Below are 15,226 nucleotides of genomic sequence, written 5' to 3' on the forward strand. Positions count from 1 at the left end.
CGAATGTCTATGCCAACTATCCTCAACACAATTGTTGAGAGAAAGCGTGAAGAAGTCACAGAACGGCAGGCGGCAATGTCTATGCAGGAAGTCATTACCAAAGCACGCCACACAGAAAAAACCCGGGGCTTCGCCAAACACCTGGAAGCCCGAACAGAAGCTCACCAGGCAGCCATTATTGCCGAGATCAAAAAAGCCTCTCCCAGCAAGGGGGTGATTCGCAAACACTTTGATCCAGCCAGCATTGCCCGGAGCTACGAAAAGGCGGGAGCCAGCTGCCTTTCCGTACTGACTGACAGGGACTTTTTTCAGGGTTCCGAACGCTATTTGCTGGAAGCGCGCTCAGCCTGTGCCCTGCCTGTTTTGCGCAAGGACTTCATAGTCGACCCCTGGCAGATTTATGAATCCCGTATGATTGGCGCAGATTGTATCCTGCTGATCGCAGCCTGCCTCACCGATGGCGAACTTCAAGAGTTCAGCAGCACCGCCCTGGATCTGGGAATGGACGTTCTGGTGGAAGTCCACGGCGCTGATGAACTGCAGCGGGCACTGCCACTGGAAGGCACCTTGTTGGGCATCAATAACCGCAACCTGCATACTTTTGAAGTGACATTGGACAATACGTATTCGTTACTCAGTGACATTCCGGAAGGTAGAAAAGTCATTACAGAAAGTGGTATCCATACCCTGAAAGACGTGGATAGCATGTTTTCAAAAGGAGTAAACAGTTTCCTGGTCGGTGAAGCCTTTATGCGTCAGAAAGACCCGGGTGCCGAACTGAAAAAACTGTTCAACAAATACTTATAACGGTGCACGTTCAGGCAAGAACACAAGATGGGGCCTTCCTTATTTTGAGCAGGAACGCCCCTTCAGTCCGGAAAACAGCGTCGTTACTCAATAATCCCGCAGGCAACTCTTGACCCACCGCCCTTAGCAGCGTTGCCACTTTGAGCATCGTCACTTTGAGAATTGATAACCAGCGAACGCCCTTTCAGATCAGCCAGTTTCAGTTGTTTGGCTACCACTGGGACTGTAGCAAAACCTTTGTCGTCTACCGTCAGTCCCGGCAAATCATCAAGCGAACCTCCGGCTGCCAAAGCCGCTACCTTCACGCCATCTTTGGAGCCAGCATCACAACTGGGAACTTCATGAACACTGAAACCATGTTCTCCAGGCATCAGATCATGGAGATCGGGCACAAACTCCACCCCGCCTCCAGAGGCCGATGAAATAGTGACGGTTCCCAAATCAGCACCAACACCGGAGGGAGAAACCTGATTCATGCTGACCTTGAAGCTATCCATCTGTTTATCACCGGAGGTACAGGCAGAAAGTATTGCCACCACGACCACTATGGCAGACAGCCCACAGACTTTATTGAACATAATTGCCAACTCCACGAGCAGTAAGTATGTACAGAGGAATATAGCTACCCTTAGTGGGGTTTACTCGATACACGGCCTGAAAAAGCAGGCTTTTTCGGTTTTATTCCAAAAAGCCTGATTAACATTCGCGAGCGTTATAATGTTTCCGATCCATTCATAGGGGAATTCCGGTTAGCTTGACCTTGTGCTGCTGAGGTAAGATAGCGACCCCAATATCCATCGAATCTGGAGGGCACAGAAAGCCCTCTTTAAGAAAGGAAACAAGCTGTAATGAAAGCTCAAGTCACATGGGTCGATCAGAAACGTTTTCTGGGACTGACTAACAGCAATAACTCTGTTGTTATGGACGCAGATAAAGACGTTAAGTCCGCACCCAGCCCAATGGAAATGATTCTGATGGGTCTGGGCGGTTGTTCATCCATTGATATGATCGGCATTCTGGAAAAGGCTCGCCAGAAGGTTGTTGACTGCCAGGTTGATATTCAGGCTGAACGTGCCGACGCCGTGCCCGCTGTCTTCACCAAAATTCATCTGAACTTTGTCGTTAAAGGCATCGCTGTAAAAGAATCCCATGTTAAGCGTGCGGTGCAACTGTCTGCTGATAAATACTGCTCGGTCGCCATGATGCTGGGTAAGGGGGGGGTGGAAATCACTCATAGTTATGAAATAGTTGAAGCTTGAAGCTGGAAGCCTGGATTCCCGCTTTGGCGGGGGGGGTTCCGGGCTTCAAAGAGCAGTTTTTTTTATTGTCCTGCGGGGCTTGTCAGCCTGGCGGCCAGCTCATCTGGCGTTTACCGATCAGGTGGAGATGGATGTGATAAACTGACTGGCCGCCGTGGCTGTTGCAGTTCATTACCGTGCGGTAACCGTCTTCGGAAAAGCCCTCATCTTTGGCGATCTGACTGGCCACCAGCATCATTTTTCCCAGTACTGCCTGATCTTCCGGAGTTGCATCGTTCAGTGTTGCGATATGCTTCCTGGGAATGATCTGGACGTGGACAGGGGCCTGAGGGTTGATATCCCTGAATGCAAGCACATCGTCGTCTTCATAAACCTTATCGACGGGGATCTCCCCCGCCACCATCTTGCAGAAAAGACAGTTCATTGATTGACCTCCAATCCTCTGATTCGAAAAACCAAGCTAAGCCTAACAGCTGATTCTTTAGCCCGAAAGGCTTCTAATCCTCAATCCTGTCTTCCCACAGCAGCGTCGACCCGACCACAGCCGCTGGCATGATCAGTAAATTGATAAAGGGAATCAGCATCACCAGTGTCACGGTTGCACCAAATCCCCAGACGTAATTTCGATCCTGCTTCAGACGATCCAGCATGTCATTAAACGACACCCCTCTGTTGTCTGCGGCATAGTCACAGTACTGGATCGACATCATCCAGCTGTTGAACAGAAACCAGAGCACAGGGGTAATCAGATTCACCACGGGGATAAAAGACAACACCAACAAAACCACCGCCTTAGGCAGGTAATAGACCAGTTTTCGGCCCTCCCGGCCTATGGTTTTGGGCAACAGGGTCAGCCAGTCTTTCAGCTCGTATTCGGGTAAATCTGACTTACCATGAAGGTTCTGAACTTTTTCGGCAAGAAGGCCGTTGAAAGGGGCCGCAATAAAATTCCCGACGATCGTAAAGGTAAAAAACACAACCCCCAGCATGGCCAGGAACAACAGCGGCCAGAGCAGGAATTCAAGAAAAGATAGCCAGCTGGGCAGCCATTGAACCAACGAGGCCATCAACCCACTCATTTGCTGAAGACCAAGGTAGATCAGAAAACCGAACACCAGAATATTAACGGTCAGAGGGATCATCACATACCAGCGGATAGCCGGATCCGGAAGATAGGATAGTCCCTTGAGAAAATAACCGGGTCCACTTGCCGGTGCAGGCGTTGGCATAACAGAGTTCCTTTTACAGATTGTTTCAGGTGGGTTGCAAATATAAGCCGATCGCTGAAGAGATTCTGGTTCTCATCAACACAAGCCGTTATTATTCACACAGTTTAACGAATTATGAATCCCTTATCGTCAGAGACTTTCTCTGCCTCTGACAGACATTCCTGAGCAAGGAGTAAAATGTGAGTGAAGCCAAGCACGTCCAGCTGCTGATCCTGGGTTCCGGCCCTGCCGGATACACAGCTGCGGTATACGCTGCCCGGGCAAACCTGAAGCCAGTGATGATCACTGGCATGCAACAGGGTGGGCAGTTGACGACCACAACCGACGTGGACAACTGGCCTGGCGGCCCCGAAGGTCTTCAAGGCCCGGGCCTGATGGAAGACATGCGCGTTCATGCAGAACGCTTTGGTACCGACATTATCTTTGACCATATCGAAGCAGTCGATCTGAGCAAAAAGCCTTACACCCTCAAAGGCAACGATACCTACACCTGCGACTCCCTGATTATCAGCACCGGTGCCAGCGCTCGCTACCTGGGTCTGGACAGTGAAGAAGCCTTCAAGGGCAAGGGCGTTTCTGCCTGTGCCACCTGTGATGGTTTTTTCTACAAAAACAAGGATGTCGTGGTCGTGGGAGGCGGCAACACCGCGGTTGAGGAGGCTCTCTATCTTTCCAACATTGCCAAAACCGTCACCTTGATTCACCGTCGCCAGGGTTTCCGTGCAGAAAAAATCCTGCAGGACAAGATGATCGACCGTGTCGAAAACGGCAACATGAAACTGGCTCTTGACGCCACCCTTGATGAAGTACTGGGTGATAACATGGGTGTGACTGGCGTTCGCATCAAGGATGTGAATACTGGCGAGACCCGTGAAATTAACGCCGAGGGCTGCTTTATTGCCATTGGCCACACACCAAACACGGGCATCTTTGAAGGCCAGCTGGACATGAAAGACGGCTACATAAAAGTCAGCGGTGGCTCCGAAGGCAACGCTACCCTGACTTCCAAAGAAGGCGTATTTGCTGCGGGTGATGTGATGGATCACATTTACCGTCAGGCGATTACCTCTGCTGGCACTGGCTGCATGGCGGCCCTGGATGCCGAAAAGTACCTGGACTCGCTGTCCTGATCAGGCAGCCCCGCTGATGCGGGGCTTGCAGGTTTTCCAAAGTCATCAAGGTCAGGAAGCTTGCTGGCTATTTGCTGCCTCTGGTGTTTCAGAGGTTACCCTGAAGTCTTCAGATAACGTCCCCTTCTCATTCTGGTCTGCCTTGGGTGCATAATCCAACGGCTGTTCCAGTGGTTTGGTACGCTCGGTACGACGCTTGGGAATCTGGCCCGACAACAGGGCACTGCTGCTGATCAGAGAATCACTGAGCTTATTCTTGACACTGTCGTCATTGCACAATGAGTTGGCTCCGTTAGCCATGTGCTCGTAAACATCTTTATAGCTGTCTGTCAGTTTGTTAACCAGGTGAGCCGTTGTGTTGAAATGATCGGCTACATTGTCCTGATACTGTTTGAAATCCGCTTCCAGATCTTTCAGCTGAGTTTCCATCTTGCCTCGATCTGAACGGGGACCTGCCAGCAGATGGTACAAGAGTGCACCACCCGTCATACCCACCAGAAACGCCAAACTGCCTACAAACCAAAGTACATTTACATTTTCCACAGCATCGCCTCAAACAGCCCTACACTTGTGCCAAAGTTATAATCTTTTGTGCGCAAAGTATAGAGAGGTTGTGTAACATCAGGATGAGCCGATCGTTAATCAGCCATAGTGAAACAACCATTGAACGACTGACGTCACTGAACCCCGCCCTGAAGGACGGGGCCTGTAAAAGCCTCTAATTCACGGATGTAAGTGACCAGACTAAGCCACTTCGAGTGGCTACGTTAAAGGCGAATGCATAGTTACCGTGGGATGCTTCACCAGTCCCACGCTCTAAGGATAGTGGTTAAACAGTGTATTGAGGGTTAATCACAGTGCTGCTATCAAGAAACCGCCTATTAACATTGTCGAGGTGAACTTTACTGCCGCAAGGCTAGAACGGTGCGTAAGCACCAAATCTAAGGACAACGATGTATGAACCGAGTGTTCGTGTTAGACAAAAACAAAAAGCCTCTTATGCCTTGCCATCCGGCAAGAGCAAGAAAGCTGTTAGACAAGGGTAAAGCTGCTGTCTTCAGACACTATCCTTTCACGATCATCCTGAAGGAAAGAGAAGGTGGAGATGTTCAGCCACTGGAACTCAAATTCGACGTTGGAAGCAAAACAACAGGCATAGCCGCTGTGGCTGACTGTGATCGTGGAAAGAAAGTTGTCTTTGCTGCTGAACTCCAACATAGAGGTCAGAGGGTTAAGGATTCTCTTGAGTCTCGGCGTACAACACGTCGAGCCAGAAGAAACCGGAAAACCCGCTATAGAAAAGCCCGCTTCATGAATCGAACAAGACCTGAAGGCTGGCTACCGCCCAGCCTTATGAGTCGAGTCTTCAATACCGAGACTTGGGCAAAGAGATTCTGTCTCAAAGCACCCATCAGTGATTTAGCTGTTGAGCGTGTTAAGTTCGATATGCAGTTGATGGAGAACCCTGATATCTCGGGGGTTGAGTACCAACGAGGTACGTTGTTTGGTACAGAGTTGAGACAGTACTTACTCTATAGGGATGGACACAAATGTTCATACTGTAAGGGAGTGAGTAACGACCCAATCCTCAACATCGAACATTTCATATCCAGAGCTCTGGGAGGCTCAAACCGGATCGGTAACTTGTACATTGCATGTCGTACATGCAATGAAGAAAAAGGAGCTATCCACCCTAAGCAGTGGCTTGAATCTATTTCAAAGAAAAAGAACAAGAACAAGCTGGATACAGCAAGAGTCAGAAATGTAACCAACATCCTGAAAGGAAAGAAGGTCAATTGTCTGAAAGATGCTGCTGCCGTCAATGCCACAAGAAACGAAACCGCTAGACGTGTTCAGGCCATAGGTCTTCCTACCACCTTTGCTACTGGCGGTAGAACGAAGTTCAACCGCACTCAGCAAGGATACAAGAAAGAGCACTGGATAGATGCGGCTTGTGTAGGAGAGTCTGGAGCCAGTGTATACATAGCAGAGAGCACAAAACCCTTAGGGAAGTGGCGGTTAAGAAACTACCGATTCAGGAACGACAGTCATATCCCACTTTGGTAGTTTCGGATTCCTGATAATGTATGGATTTATATCAGTCATTTCTGATTTTCCAAGTCTCACTCCCTTGGGATAAAACTTGTCCAGCAGATTAACCACAGGACTCATCGCTTTCCATGTCATAGTTTCCGTCCATTTCAATACAGTGCTCACTGTATTCAATAACGTCCCACTCCAATGATTTTCCAGCGAAGACCACCTACGTTCGATGGGGTTGTATTTGCTGTGATAGGGAGGATAGTACACCCCATGAATTTTCAGGCCTTTGCTTTGACTGAAACGCACCAGCCTTGAGAGGTACTGAGTGCGGTGACTATTATTTTCCGGACCATTATCGGCAAAAATAACAATCTCCTCTACCTCCGGATTTTCTTCTTTCACCAGATCCCACCACCACTCGAACGCATCGCAGACAAAATCACTGGTTTTGTTCGAATTGCCGTAGAAAATATGGAGTTGGTCGTTTTCAAGATTGAGAATGCCAAAAGGAATCAGTTTACTCTTCGTAGCCATGTCATGATCAAGTGCTTTAACAGGAGCCTTCCCACGAGATTTACCCCCTCTGGAAAAGTCGCCAAGATTAACTGTTGCTTTGCAGTCTATGCTGACTCGCAACGCTTTTTTGTTGTTTTTAGCTTCTTCGTTTATTCGGTGGACGTTTTCAAAAATGGCATCGGTTTCCGGGACTTTTTTTGGGGTTTGGTTTTTTGTACCCGACGCAGTTTATAGCCCAGGCGATTGAGAATATCATTAATGGTTCGCACTTTGGGAACCTGATCTTCCGCCCAGCCTTTTTCTTCAATGAGCTTTCGATGAACCGCTTTAGCTGTAATGCGAGTATAGGCTAATGTGTTCTTCATCTGTGGGTCTGCCTGGCTTTCCGGTTCAACCAGACTACGGATGTCTTGTTCTAATTGTGGTAGGTTAATTTCTGAACGGCGCTTGCCACATACTTCATAATGGCCAAAGCACTCGAACCCTGTCCGTAGCTCATTGATACCGAGTTCTACGGACTTTCTGCTCCAACCAAACTCTGACTCCGTTAAGCGGGGACTCTCGTAGCAGAGCTTTTTCGACACCTCAGCCATGAAGATTCTTTTTTTCATGCCAGTGAGTTGTTTGGCTGCAAACTTAATGACGTCTTTGGCTTCTTGAGGAATAGCAACAGAGGTAGACATAGCAATCAATGACATAGGAGTTTAAGCTTGCTGCCTACCATACTCCGGTATGATTTTGATCGCCAGTTCCCTTAATTATTAAGGCTATGGGTAGAGGCTCACGACAAATGTGTAGAGTTGACAAGTACGGGTTTCCCCGTACAAAAGCTAAAAGCTCCAAGCAGGTTCAGGGGTTTCAGACTGGAGATATCGTCAAAGCTATCGTTCCAGCTGGTAAACGGCAAGGAACGTATACAGGTCGAGTTGCAGTGAGAACGACAGGCTCATTCAACATCAAGACTGAAAGCGACACCATCCAAGGAATTTCATGGAGAAACTGTCAGAAAATTCAGTTTGTGGATGGGTACGGGTATAGCTTGGCCCTAATCGGGCAAGTCAACATTCCTCCCCGCACTAGAAGTACGGGGTATCCAGTTGAGGAAAAACGATGACCCCGAAATCTCGTTACCAGCAGGACTTAAACAAAGACCATTTCAGCTACGACCCCCATCAGGAAGCAGCGGTTCAACACCTCCAGCGTCTTTTTGATCTGCTGATAGCTGAAGCTCCCCGCCCTTCTCTGCTCAAGCGCATCAACCCTTTTACCAGAAAAGAAACCAGCAGTATTCGCGGGCTCTACTTCTGGGGCGGCGTGGGCCGGGGCAAAACCTATCTGATGGACACCTTTTACGACTGCCTGCCGTTCCCCGAGAAAAAGCGCATGCATTTTCACCACTTTATGCGCTGGGTTCATGTTGAACTGAAAAAACTGTCGGGAGAAAAAAACCCTCTGGATAAGGTGGCAGAGGCACTCGCCGCCCAAACCCGGGTGATCTGCTTTGATGAATTTTTCGTCTCTGACATCACCGATGCCATGCTCTTGGGTGGACTCTTTGAACAGCTCTTTCAAAGAGGCATCACATTGGTGGCCACATCCAACGTGATTCCCGATGAACTCTACAAAGACGGCCTGCAAAGAGCCCGTTTCCTGCCAGCTATTGCTCAGCTGAAAAAGCATACCCTGGTGGTCAACGTTGATGGCGGCACCGACTATCGCCTGCGCCTTCTGGAAAAAGCAGAAACCTACTTCAGTCCCCTTGGGATTGGAGCCGATCGACATCTGCTGAAAACATTCAATGACCTGGCACCGGATATCAATCAATGTCGGGAAGCCGACACCATTGAGATAGCAGGCCGACCCATCAATAGCGAACGCACCTGTGAAGACATAGGCTGGTTCAGCTTTGAAGCACTCTGTGATGGTCCAAGAAGCCAGAACGACTACATAGAACTGGCCCGCCTTTACCAGACCGTCATTCTGGAAAATGTACCGCAGATGGGTGAGAAGAAAGACGATCAGGCCAGACGCTTCATCAGTCTGGTGGACGAGTTCTATGACCGCAACGTTAAACTCATTCTCACCGCAGAAACCCCCTTGCCGGATCTTTACACCCACGGCAAGCTGAACTTTGAATTCCAGCGCACCATCAGTCGACTGCAAGAAATGCAGTCCAAAGAGTACTTGTCGCAACCTCACGATCCGATTCTGTTATGAAACACAGTGTCAGGCTTAAATTTGCCGAGAGAAAATTATCATGAAAACCGTTCTAAGACGTGCCGCCCTGTTTCTGGTTCTTGTCAGCCCTTCCGCCTTTTCTGCGGACTCTTCTACTGACTCTTCTACTAAAGTACTGGCACACAGCACAACCAGTTGGGACGGTACTCCTCTGAAAGCTGTCAACCTTGAAAACCCTGAAGTTCGGGTGCTGCGTATTGGCATCGCCCCCCATTCAAGACTGCCTATTCATAAGCACCCTGTTATCAATGCCGGCTATCTGATTAAGGGGGAATTAACGGTTGTCCGTTTGTCTGATGGCAAGGAGCTGGAACTGAAAGCCGGTGACGCCCTGGTTGAGATGGTGGATGAGTGGCACTACGGAATCAACAAATCCGATGAGCCCGCAGAAATCGTTGTCGTTTATGCCGGTAATGAAGGGCAGGCCATTACGGTGTTAAAAGAAGAACAATAACCCACAGGCTCCCATGCCAGGATCCACCGAACCTGAAAACATGGGAACCAAAGTGTTACGGCAGTTTTTCAGACACTGGGCAATAAGCCATTGCCAACAAAAGCATTCAGACAACCACTGGTAATCAATTGCCCCGCCTTTTCAATATCCGGTGAGAAGTAACGGTCCTGATCATAAAAAGGCACTTCGCTCCTCAGTAAGGCCATCACTTTTTGCAAAGGCTCAGAAGTGGCATAGGGTTTTCGCAGGTCGACACCCTGCCCTGCTGCCAGTAATTCGATGCCCAGAATGGCCCCGGTATTGCCATTGATTTCCCTCAGCCTGCGAGCCCCATAAGTGGCCATGGACACATGATCTTCCTGATTAGCAGACGTTGGCAGACTATCCGTGACCGAAGGGTGAGACAGGCAACGATTCTCACTGGCCAATGCCGCCGTAGTGTTATGGGCAATCATAAAGCCAGAGTTAACGCCACTGTTCTCAACCAGGAAAGGTGGCAATCCACTCAGGTGATGATCCACCAGCAAGGCGACTCTTCTTTCACTGATCGCCCCGATTTCACAGCTGGCCAGGGCGATCGCTTCTGCTGCCATGCCCACAGGCTCAGCATGGAAGTTACCGCCCGACAGGACTTCATCCTCTTCAGCAAACACCAGCGGATTATCAGAAACCGCATTGGCTTCAATTTCCAGCAACCTTGCGGCATGACGTAACTGTTCCAGACAAGCTCCCATCACCTGAGGCTGACAACGCAGTGAATAAGGATCCTGAACTTTGTCGCAGTGCTCATGGGAATGCCCTATTGCACTGTGATCCAGCAGAGCCCGATAAGCGGCAGCGACGTCTATTTGCCCAGGCAGCCCTCTGGCTATGTGAATCCGCTCATCAAAAGGTTTCCTGCTGCCCATCGCTGCTTCCACAGAAAGACTGCCGGTGACCACGGCAGAAGCCAGCAGATCTTCCGCAGCAAAGAGTCCTTCCAATGCAAAAGCGGTAGACGCCTGAGTACCATTCAAAAGTGCCAATCCTTCTTTCGGGGCAAGACTCAGGGGTTCCAGTCCCGCTGCTGCCAGAGCGGCTTCAGCCGATACGGTTTCACCCTTCACCCTGGCCAGACCTTCACCTAATAACAGGCAACTCATATGCGCCAGGGGGGCCAGGTCACCACTGGCACCCACAGAGCCTTTTTCAGGCACGCAGGGTAAAACGTTGTGATTGACCAGAGTGACCAAAGCATCAATCAATTCAGGTCTGACACCGGAATAGCCCCTGGCAAGGCTATTGATCTTTAATACCATCATCAGACGTACAGTGTCGTCTTTCATCCACTCCCCGACACCGGTGGAATGAGAAAGCACAATACTGCTCTGGAGTTGCTCAAGATCTTCCTCAGCGATACGGGTGCTGGCCAACATACCAAAACCGGTATTAATGCCATACACCACCCGGTTTTCGCGGATTACCTTTTGCACACAGTCAAGGCTTTTCTGAATCTTTGGGTAGCAGCTGTGATCCAGTTTTATCGGGATCTGCGACCGGCTTAGTTCCCGCAACTGCCTTAGCGTTATTTTACCCGGTACAAGCTGCATCAGACTTCCTCCATCGGCAAATGGAGATCATTCTCCCGGGCGCAGTCTCTGGCGATGTCATAGCCGGCATCGGCATGCCTCATTACGCCTGTTGCCGGATCATTCCAGAGCACACGAGACAACTTTTCCCTGGCCTGATCGGTACCATCAGCGACAATCACGACACCTGCATGCTGGCTGTACCCCATACCGACACCACCTCCGTGATGCAGGCTGACCCATGTCGCACCGGAAGCCGTATTCAATAATGCGTTCAGCAATGGCCAGTCGGATACTGCGTCACTGCCGTCTTTCATACTTTCGGTTTCACGGTTAGGGCTGGCTACTGAACCGGAATCCAGATGGTCCCGACCAATAACGACAGGTGCCTTCAGTTCACCACTGGCCACCATATCATTGAACGCCATGCCCAGACGGGCCCTGTCTTTCAGGCCGACCCAGCAGATACGGGCGGGCAACCCTTGAAACTCAATACGTTCCCGGGCCATATCCAGCCAGTTATGCAGCGAAGGATTATCAGGAATCAACTCCTTCACTTTTTGATCGGTCTTATAGATATCTTCCGGGTCACCGGATAATGCCGCCCAGCGGAACGGACCGATTCCCTGGCAAAACAGCGGGCGAATGTAGGCAGGCACAAACCCCGGGAAATCGAAAGCATTCTCCACCCCTTCATCCTTGGCCATCTGTCGTATGTTGTTGCCATAGTCTACGGTGGCTGCGCCACGCTCCTGAAGGGTCAGCATGGCCTGAACCTGAACGGCCATGGACTGCTTTGCCGCTTTGACAACATCTGACTGATTTTCCTTACGCTTTTGAGCCGCCTGCGCCATCGTCCAGCCTGTGGGCAGATAACCATTGAGGGGGTCATGGGCAGAAGTCTGATCCGTCACCACATCAGGCGTTACACCACGGGATACCAGCTCGGGGAAAACATCGGCAGCATTGGCCAACAATCCGACTGAGACCGAACGTCCTTCAGAATGGGCCTGCTGAATAATGTTCAGGGCTTCATCCAAAGTGCGGGCTTTTTCATCGAGATAACGGGTTTTCAGGCGGAAATCAATTCTGGACTCATCCACTTCACAGGCCAGCATTGAGAAACCCGACATGGTTGCGGCCAGTGGCTGAGCACCGCCCATCCCACCCAGACCGCCGGTCAGAATCCATTTGCCTGAAGCCTCGCCAGCAAAATGTTTGCGGGCCATGGCGGCAAAGGTTTCATAAGTCCCCTGGACAATGCCCTGGGAACCAATGTAAATCCATGAGCCTGCGGTCATCTGGCCATACATCATCAGACCCTGACGGTCGAGCTCATTGAAATGTTCCCAGTTGCCCCAGTGAGGTACCAGGTTAGAGTTGGCAATCAGAACTCTGGGTGCGCCTTCGTGGGTTTTGAAAACACCCACCGGTTTTCCTGACTGAACCAGCAGGGTTTCATCGGGTTTCAGGCTCTTGAGTGTGTCGACTATGCGGTCATAACAGTCCCAGTTTCGTGCAGCCCGGCCTATACCGCCATAAACCACCAGACTCTGGGGATGCTCTGCCACCTCGGGATCCAGATTATTCATTAACATTCGCAGCGGCGCCTCTACCTGCCAGTTGCAGGTAGACAGTTCTGTACCACGGGATGCACGGATGGTGCGGTTCGGATCAAATCGTTTGCCTTGACTCATGAAAGGGTTACCTCACGACTCTCCTGTTGTTTTTGTTTTACTGGCCCTGGGGCCAACGAGAGGACTCTATCACAGAGTATGAAAGTGGAGCATCCCCTGTTTGAGTGGGTGATTTTATCGATTCACCTCACTGGGATACAGATCTAATCCACTTTCAGGCGTCCGCCCCGTGCGCTGATAGTTGAGCACTGCTACAAACCATAGACTATCTTGTCTGGGCACTCATAAACCGGAGAAGGTAGGTATTGATGAATCACTCCATTTCCCGATTGCCTAAGACCGCAAAGCGAACAACATTTTTCCATCGTGGCAAGGTTAAACACTGGATTGTCACAGCCCTTAACCTCACCGCTATGGCTTGCCCCTGTTCTAAACTGCTGGCAAAAAATCCTTTACCAACGCCAGTTGTGGAGGTGCTTGCCGGAGATAAAACGACAAAAACGACTAACTTCCTGGACGACTTGATTAACCATAATGCTTACATGGGGTTAACCCCTCCTTTTGCTCTCGACCCAAATGCAACCCATCTTATTTTCGCCATCAACCATGACAATGAGCAGGGCGAAAAAAAGGGTGAGCATTCAGAAGAACCGGAGGGAGCCGGGGCACAACAGCTGCAGCCTTTAATGACCATTCCGCTCCCGCCAATGACCCATGCACAAATTACTGCCATTATCCAGGGGCTGGATACCGGCCTTGATCAAGCCACCCTGGATACTCTGTTGGCCTGGCTCCCGGAAGCTTCCCACAGTGGGAACCTGACCATTGCAGACATGATTGAGCAAGTGAAACAAACACTCGACATTGTGCCTGACCCAGACCAGGAAAAGATGATGGAAGTTCTGTCTTCTATCCAGGGTACTGAATCGCCTGTCGATTTGACCAAACCAGAAGATCGGGAGAGCCTGGCAAAGTTACTGGTGAGTTATTATACGGCCATCCATTCAAGTGGAGCATCCACCCAGGTGGCTTATGATTTTTTTAACTCATTCCTGCTGTATGCCACTGGCTTGTCGGGTATCGAGAGGCTCGAGGCCAGGAAAGGAGAGCTGTTAGGTACAAAAGCACCCATAGAAAGTCACTTAATAATGGGAAATGTTAAAGAATCTGCATCCGTCTTCTCTGGACTGAAGTTGTTGCAAAAAATGCGCCTCAGGATTTTGCGAAAACTGTGGGCCCCCTCAGAATCTAGAAATCTCCTTGAGTATTTGCAACGACTGGGAACCCCACAGAAGCTGAAGAGCTCCTTAAGCATTTGCAAAAATACGAAAACATCTCAGAAAGTACACTCAGGCTTTTACGGCGAACGTTGAACCCCTCAGGAACTCTAAAATTCGAGGAACCCGCAGATCCAACGCTAGAATACGCATCCTCTCTGCTCAACCGTGGTCTTGATATGTACGAAATACCGTTTTATGAGCTTACTATAAGTTCAACTGAACGAACGTTAGAAGTGATAGAAGAACAGGCTGAAGAAAGACCTGTAATCATTGCCTCTAATAATCAGTTCACCACTTTAATGAATGCCATAGGCCTTATTCTTGACCCATTCAAGATACAAGACGCTGACGAACTTATAGACAACATGTCGAGCTATTTCAGTCAATCAAATTGGGATCAGACCATTACTGACTCTGAAGGGAAAGAACAGAAATTATTTGATGTATTCAAAAAGGTAATCACTGATGCAAAAGAAAACCCCGGAAATGAAAACCCTGAATTATTTCAAGAATTGCTTCTTGCCATAGAAAAATACCTATCGCAACATTTAGAAAAAACGTTTATGCATGAAGTTGATCGCCAAGTCATATTTTCAAACCTTGTCCATGGATTTTCTGACCTGCGGAAACAATCGAGGGCTCTGTTGAAAATGCTTACGCCAGCTATTGACACTCATACCAGAAAACAGGCTGATGAAGCCCAACATGACGAGGCAGCAAAGGCGCAGAAAAGAAAAGAGCTCAGCAACGAAGAGAAGAAGAGAAAATACCTGAAAGAACGAATAAAATACCTGGACGATTTCTACTTTCGGTTCGGCTGTAAATATGGTAATTGGGCGTGACCGGCCCTTAACCTTCCTCCAGACCGGCTGCCTGCAGCAAACTTCCGGCATGCTGCAGGCGTCGGGCTTAAGACTGTCCTGCACGGCAACTGCACGGACTCAGACAGGTTCTGCTGATCGTTTTTTCACTGGGCAAATCAATCAACCAGGTACTTAAGGTCTACACTGAGCAGGCTGTTGCAGTTATTCACTGAACCCATCTGCGTTCTTTTCGTTGCAATCC

The 15,226-nt window shown here is 49.5% G+C and carries 16 protein-coding genes; 8 read left to right on the top strand and 8 right to left on the bottom strand.

Features of this window, described 5'->3' with window-relative positions; translation table 11 throughout:
• Nucleotides 1-3: 3 nt before the first annotated feature.
• Nucleotides 4-807 (top strand): indole-3-glycerol phosphate synthase TrpC, encoded by an 804-nt coding sequence (gene trpC, locus K7B67_RS13005; protein ID WP_252176289.1) that lies wholly within the window; start codon nt 4-6, stop codon nt 805-807.
• 83 nt (nt 808-890) lie between these two features.
• Here the strand turns inward: trpC and K7B67_RS13010 are convergent, their stop codons facing one another.
• On the bottom strand, nt 891-1,385 hold the full coding sequence (locus K7B67_RS13010) for a superoxide dismutase family protein (RefSeq protein WP_252176290.1): 495 nt from the start codon (nt 1,383-1,385) through the stop codon (nt 891-893).
• A 270-nt stretch (nt 1,386-1,655) separates the two neighbouring features.
• Here K7B67_RS13010 and K7B67_RS13015 point away from each other — a divergent pair, with 270 nt between their 5' ends.
• Nucleotides 1,656-2,066 carry an OsmC family protein gene (locus K7B67_RS13015; protein ID WP_252176291.1) on the top strand — a complete coding sequence of 137 codons (411 nt, stop codon included), beginning with the start codon at nt 1,656-1,658 and terminating at the stop codon, nt 2,064-2,066.
• Nucleotides 2,067-2,148: 82 nt separating this feature from the next.
• On the opposite strand, the gene K7B67_RS13020 is transcribed toward K7B67_RS13015, so the two are convergent.
• Nucleotides 2,149-2,490 carry a histidine triad nucleotide-binding protein gene (locus K7B67_RS13020; protein ID WP_252176292.1) on the bottom strand — a complete coding sequence of 114 codons (342 nt, stop codon included), beginning with the start codon at nt 2,488-2,490 and terminating at the stop codon, nt 2,149-2,151.
• 73 nt (nt 2,491-2,563) lie between these two features.
• Entirely contained in the window at nt 2,564-3,295 is a 732-nt protein-coding gene (gene cysZ / locus K7B67_RS13025) for a sulfate transporter CysZ (protein WP_252176293.1), read from the bottom strand.
• Nucleotides 3,296-3,474: 179 nt separating this feature from the next.
• Here cysZ and trxB point away from each other — a divergent pair, with 179 nt between their 5' ends.
• Nucleotides 3,475-4,425, top strand: a complete 951-nt coding sequence (gene trxB, locus K7B67_RS13030; RefSeq protein ID WP_252176294.1) for a thioredoxin-disulfide reductase — start codon at nt 3,475-3,477, stop codon at nt 4,423-4,425.
• A gap of 51 nt (nt 4,426-4,476) precedes the next feature.
• Here the strand turns inward: trxB and K7B67_RS13035 are convergent, their stop codons facing one another.
• Complete coding sequence (locus tag K7B67_RS13035) at nt 4,477-4,968, bottom strand: DUF1043 family protein (RefSeq protein WP_252176295.1); 492 nt, start codon at nt 4,966-4,968, stop codon at nt 4,477-4,479.
• 414 nt (nt 4,969-5,382) lie between these two features.
• Here K7B67_RS13035 and iscB point away from each other — a divergent pair, with 414 nt between their 5' ends.
• Nucleotides 5,383-6,492, top strand: coding sequence for an RNA-guided endonuclease IscB (gene iscB / locus K7B67_RS13040; protein WP_252176296.1), 1,110 nt, complete (start codon nt 5,383-5,385; stop codon nt 6,490-6,492).
• Here iscB and K7B67_RS13045 read toward each other — a convergent pair.
• Complete coding sequence (locus tag K7B67_RS13045) at nt 6,445-7,158, bottom strand: transposase (RefSeq protein ID WP_252180576.1); 714 nt, start codon at nt 7,156-7,158, stop codon at nt 6,445-6,447. The two genes, iscB and K7B67_RS13045, sit on opposite strands and share 48 nt — an antisense overlap.
• Nucleotides 7,134-7,682 carry a hypothetical protein gene (locus K7B67_RS13050; protein WP_252176297.1) on the bottom strand — a complete coding sequence of 183 codons (549 nt, stop codon included), beginning with the start codon at nt 7,680-7,682 and terminating at the stop codon, nt 7,134-7,136. Before K7B67_RS13050 ends, K7B67_RS13045 begins: the two co-directional genes overlap by 25 nt.
• Before the next feature lie 412 nt (nt 7,683-8,094).
• Here K7B67_RS13050 and zapE point away from each other — a divergent pair, with 412 nt between their 5' ends.
• Nucleotides 8,095-9,201 (top strand): cell division protein ZapE, encoded by a 1,107-nt coding sequence (gene zapE, locus K7B67_RS13055; protein ID WP_252176298.1) that lies wholly within the window; start codon nt 8,095-8,097, stop codon nt 9,199-9,201.
• Nucleotides 9,202-9,241: 40 nt separating this feature from the next.
• Nucleotides 9,242-9,676 carry a cupin domain-containing protein gene (locus K7B67_RS13060; RefSeq protein ID WP_252176299.1) on the top strand — a complete coding sequence of 145 codons (435 nt, stop codon included), beginning with the start codon at nt 9,242-9,244 and terminating at the stop codon, nt 9,674-9,676.
• Between the two features lie 68 nt (nt 9,677-9,744).
• Here K7B67_RS13060 and hutH read toward each other — a convergent pair whose 3' ends face one another.
• Nucleotides 9,745-11,265 carry a histidine ammonia-lyase gene (hutH, locus tag K7B67_RS13065; protein ID WP_252176300.1) on the bottom strand — a complete coding sequence of 507 codons (1,521 nt, stop codon included), beginning with the start codon at nt 11,263-11,265 and terminating at the stop codon, nt 9,745-9,747.
• Nucleotides 11,265-12,941: a urocanate hydratase gene (hutU, locus tag K7B67_RS13070; RefSeq protein WP_252176301.1), complete on the bottom strand. Its 1,677-nt coding sequence runs from the start codon at nt 12,939-12,941 to the stop codon at nt 11,265-11,267. Before hutU ends, hutH begins: the two co-directional genes overlap by 1 nt.
• Before the next feature lie 248 nt (nt 12,942-13,189).
• Here hutU and K7B67_RS13075 point away from each other — a divergent pair, with 248 nt between their 5' ends.
• Together K7B67_RS13075 and K7B67_RS13080 are read left to right on the top strand one after the other, a co-directional pair.
• Nucleotides 13,190-14,254: a hypothetical protein gene (locus K7B67_RS13075; RefSeq protein ID WP_252176302.1), complete on the top strand. Its 1,065-nt coding sequence runs from the start codon at nt 13,190-13,192 to the stop codon at nt 14,252-14,254.
• On the top strand, nt 14,197-15,003 hold the full coding sequence (locus K7B67_RS13080; RefSeq protein WP_252176303.1) for a hypothetical protein: 807 nt from the start codon (nt 14,197-14,199) through the stop codon (nt 15,001-15,003). Before K7B67_RS13075 ends, K7B67_RS13080 begins: the two co-directional genes overlap by 58 nt.
• Nucleotides 15,004-15,226: the final 223 nt, after the last annotated feature.

Origin of the sequence: Endozoicomonas sp. 4G (assembly GCF_023822025.1) — a bacterium.
GTDB lineage: Bacteria > Pseudomonadota > Gammaproteobacteria > Pseudomonadales > Endozoicomonadaceae > Endozoicomonas_A.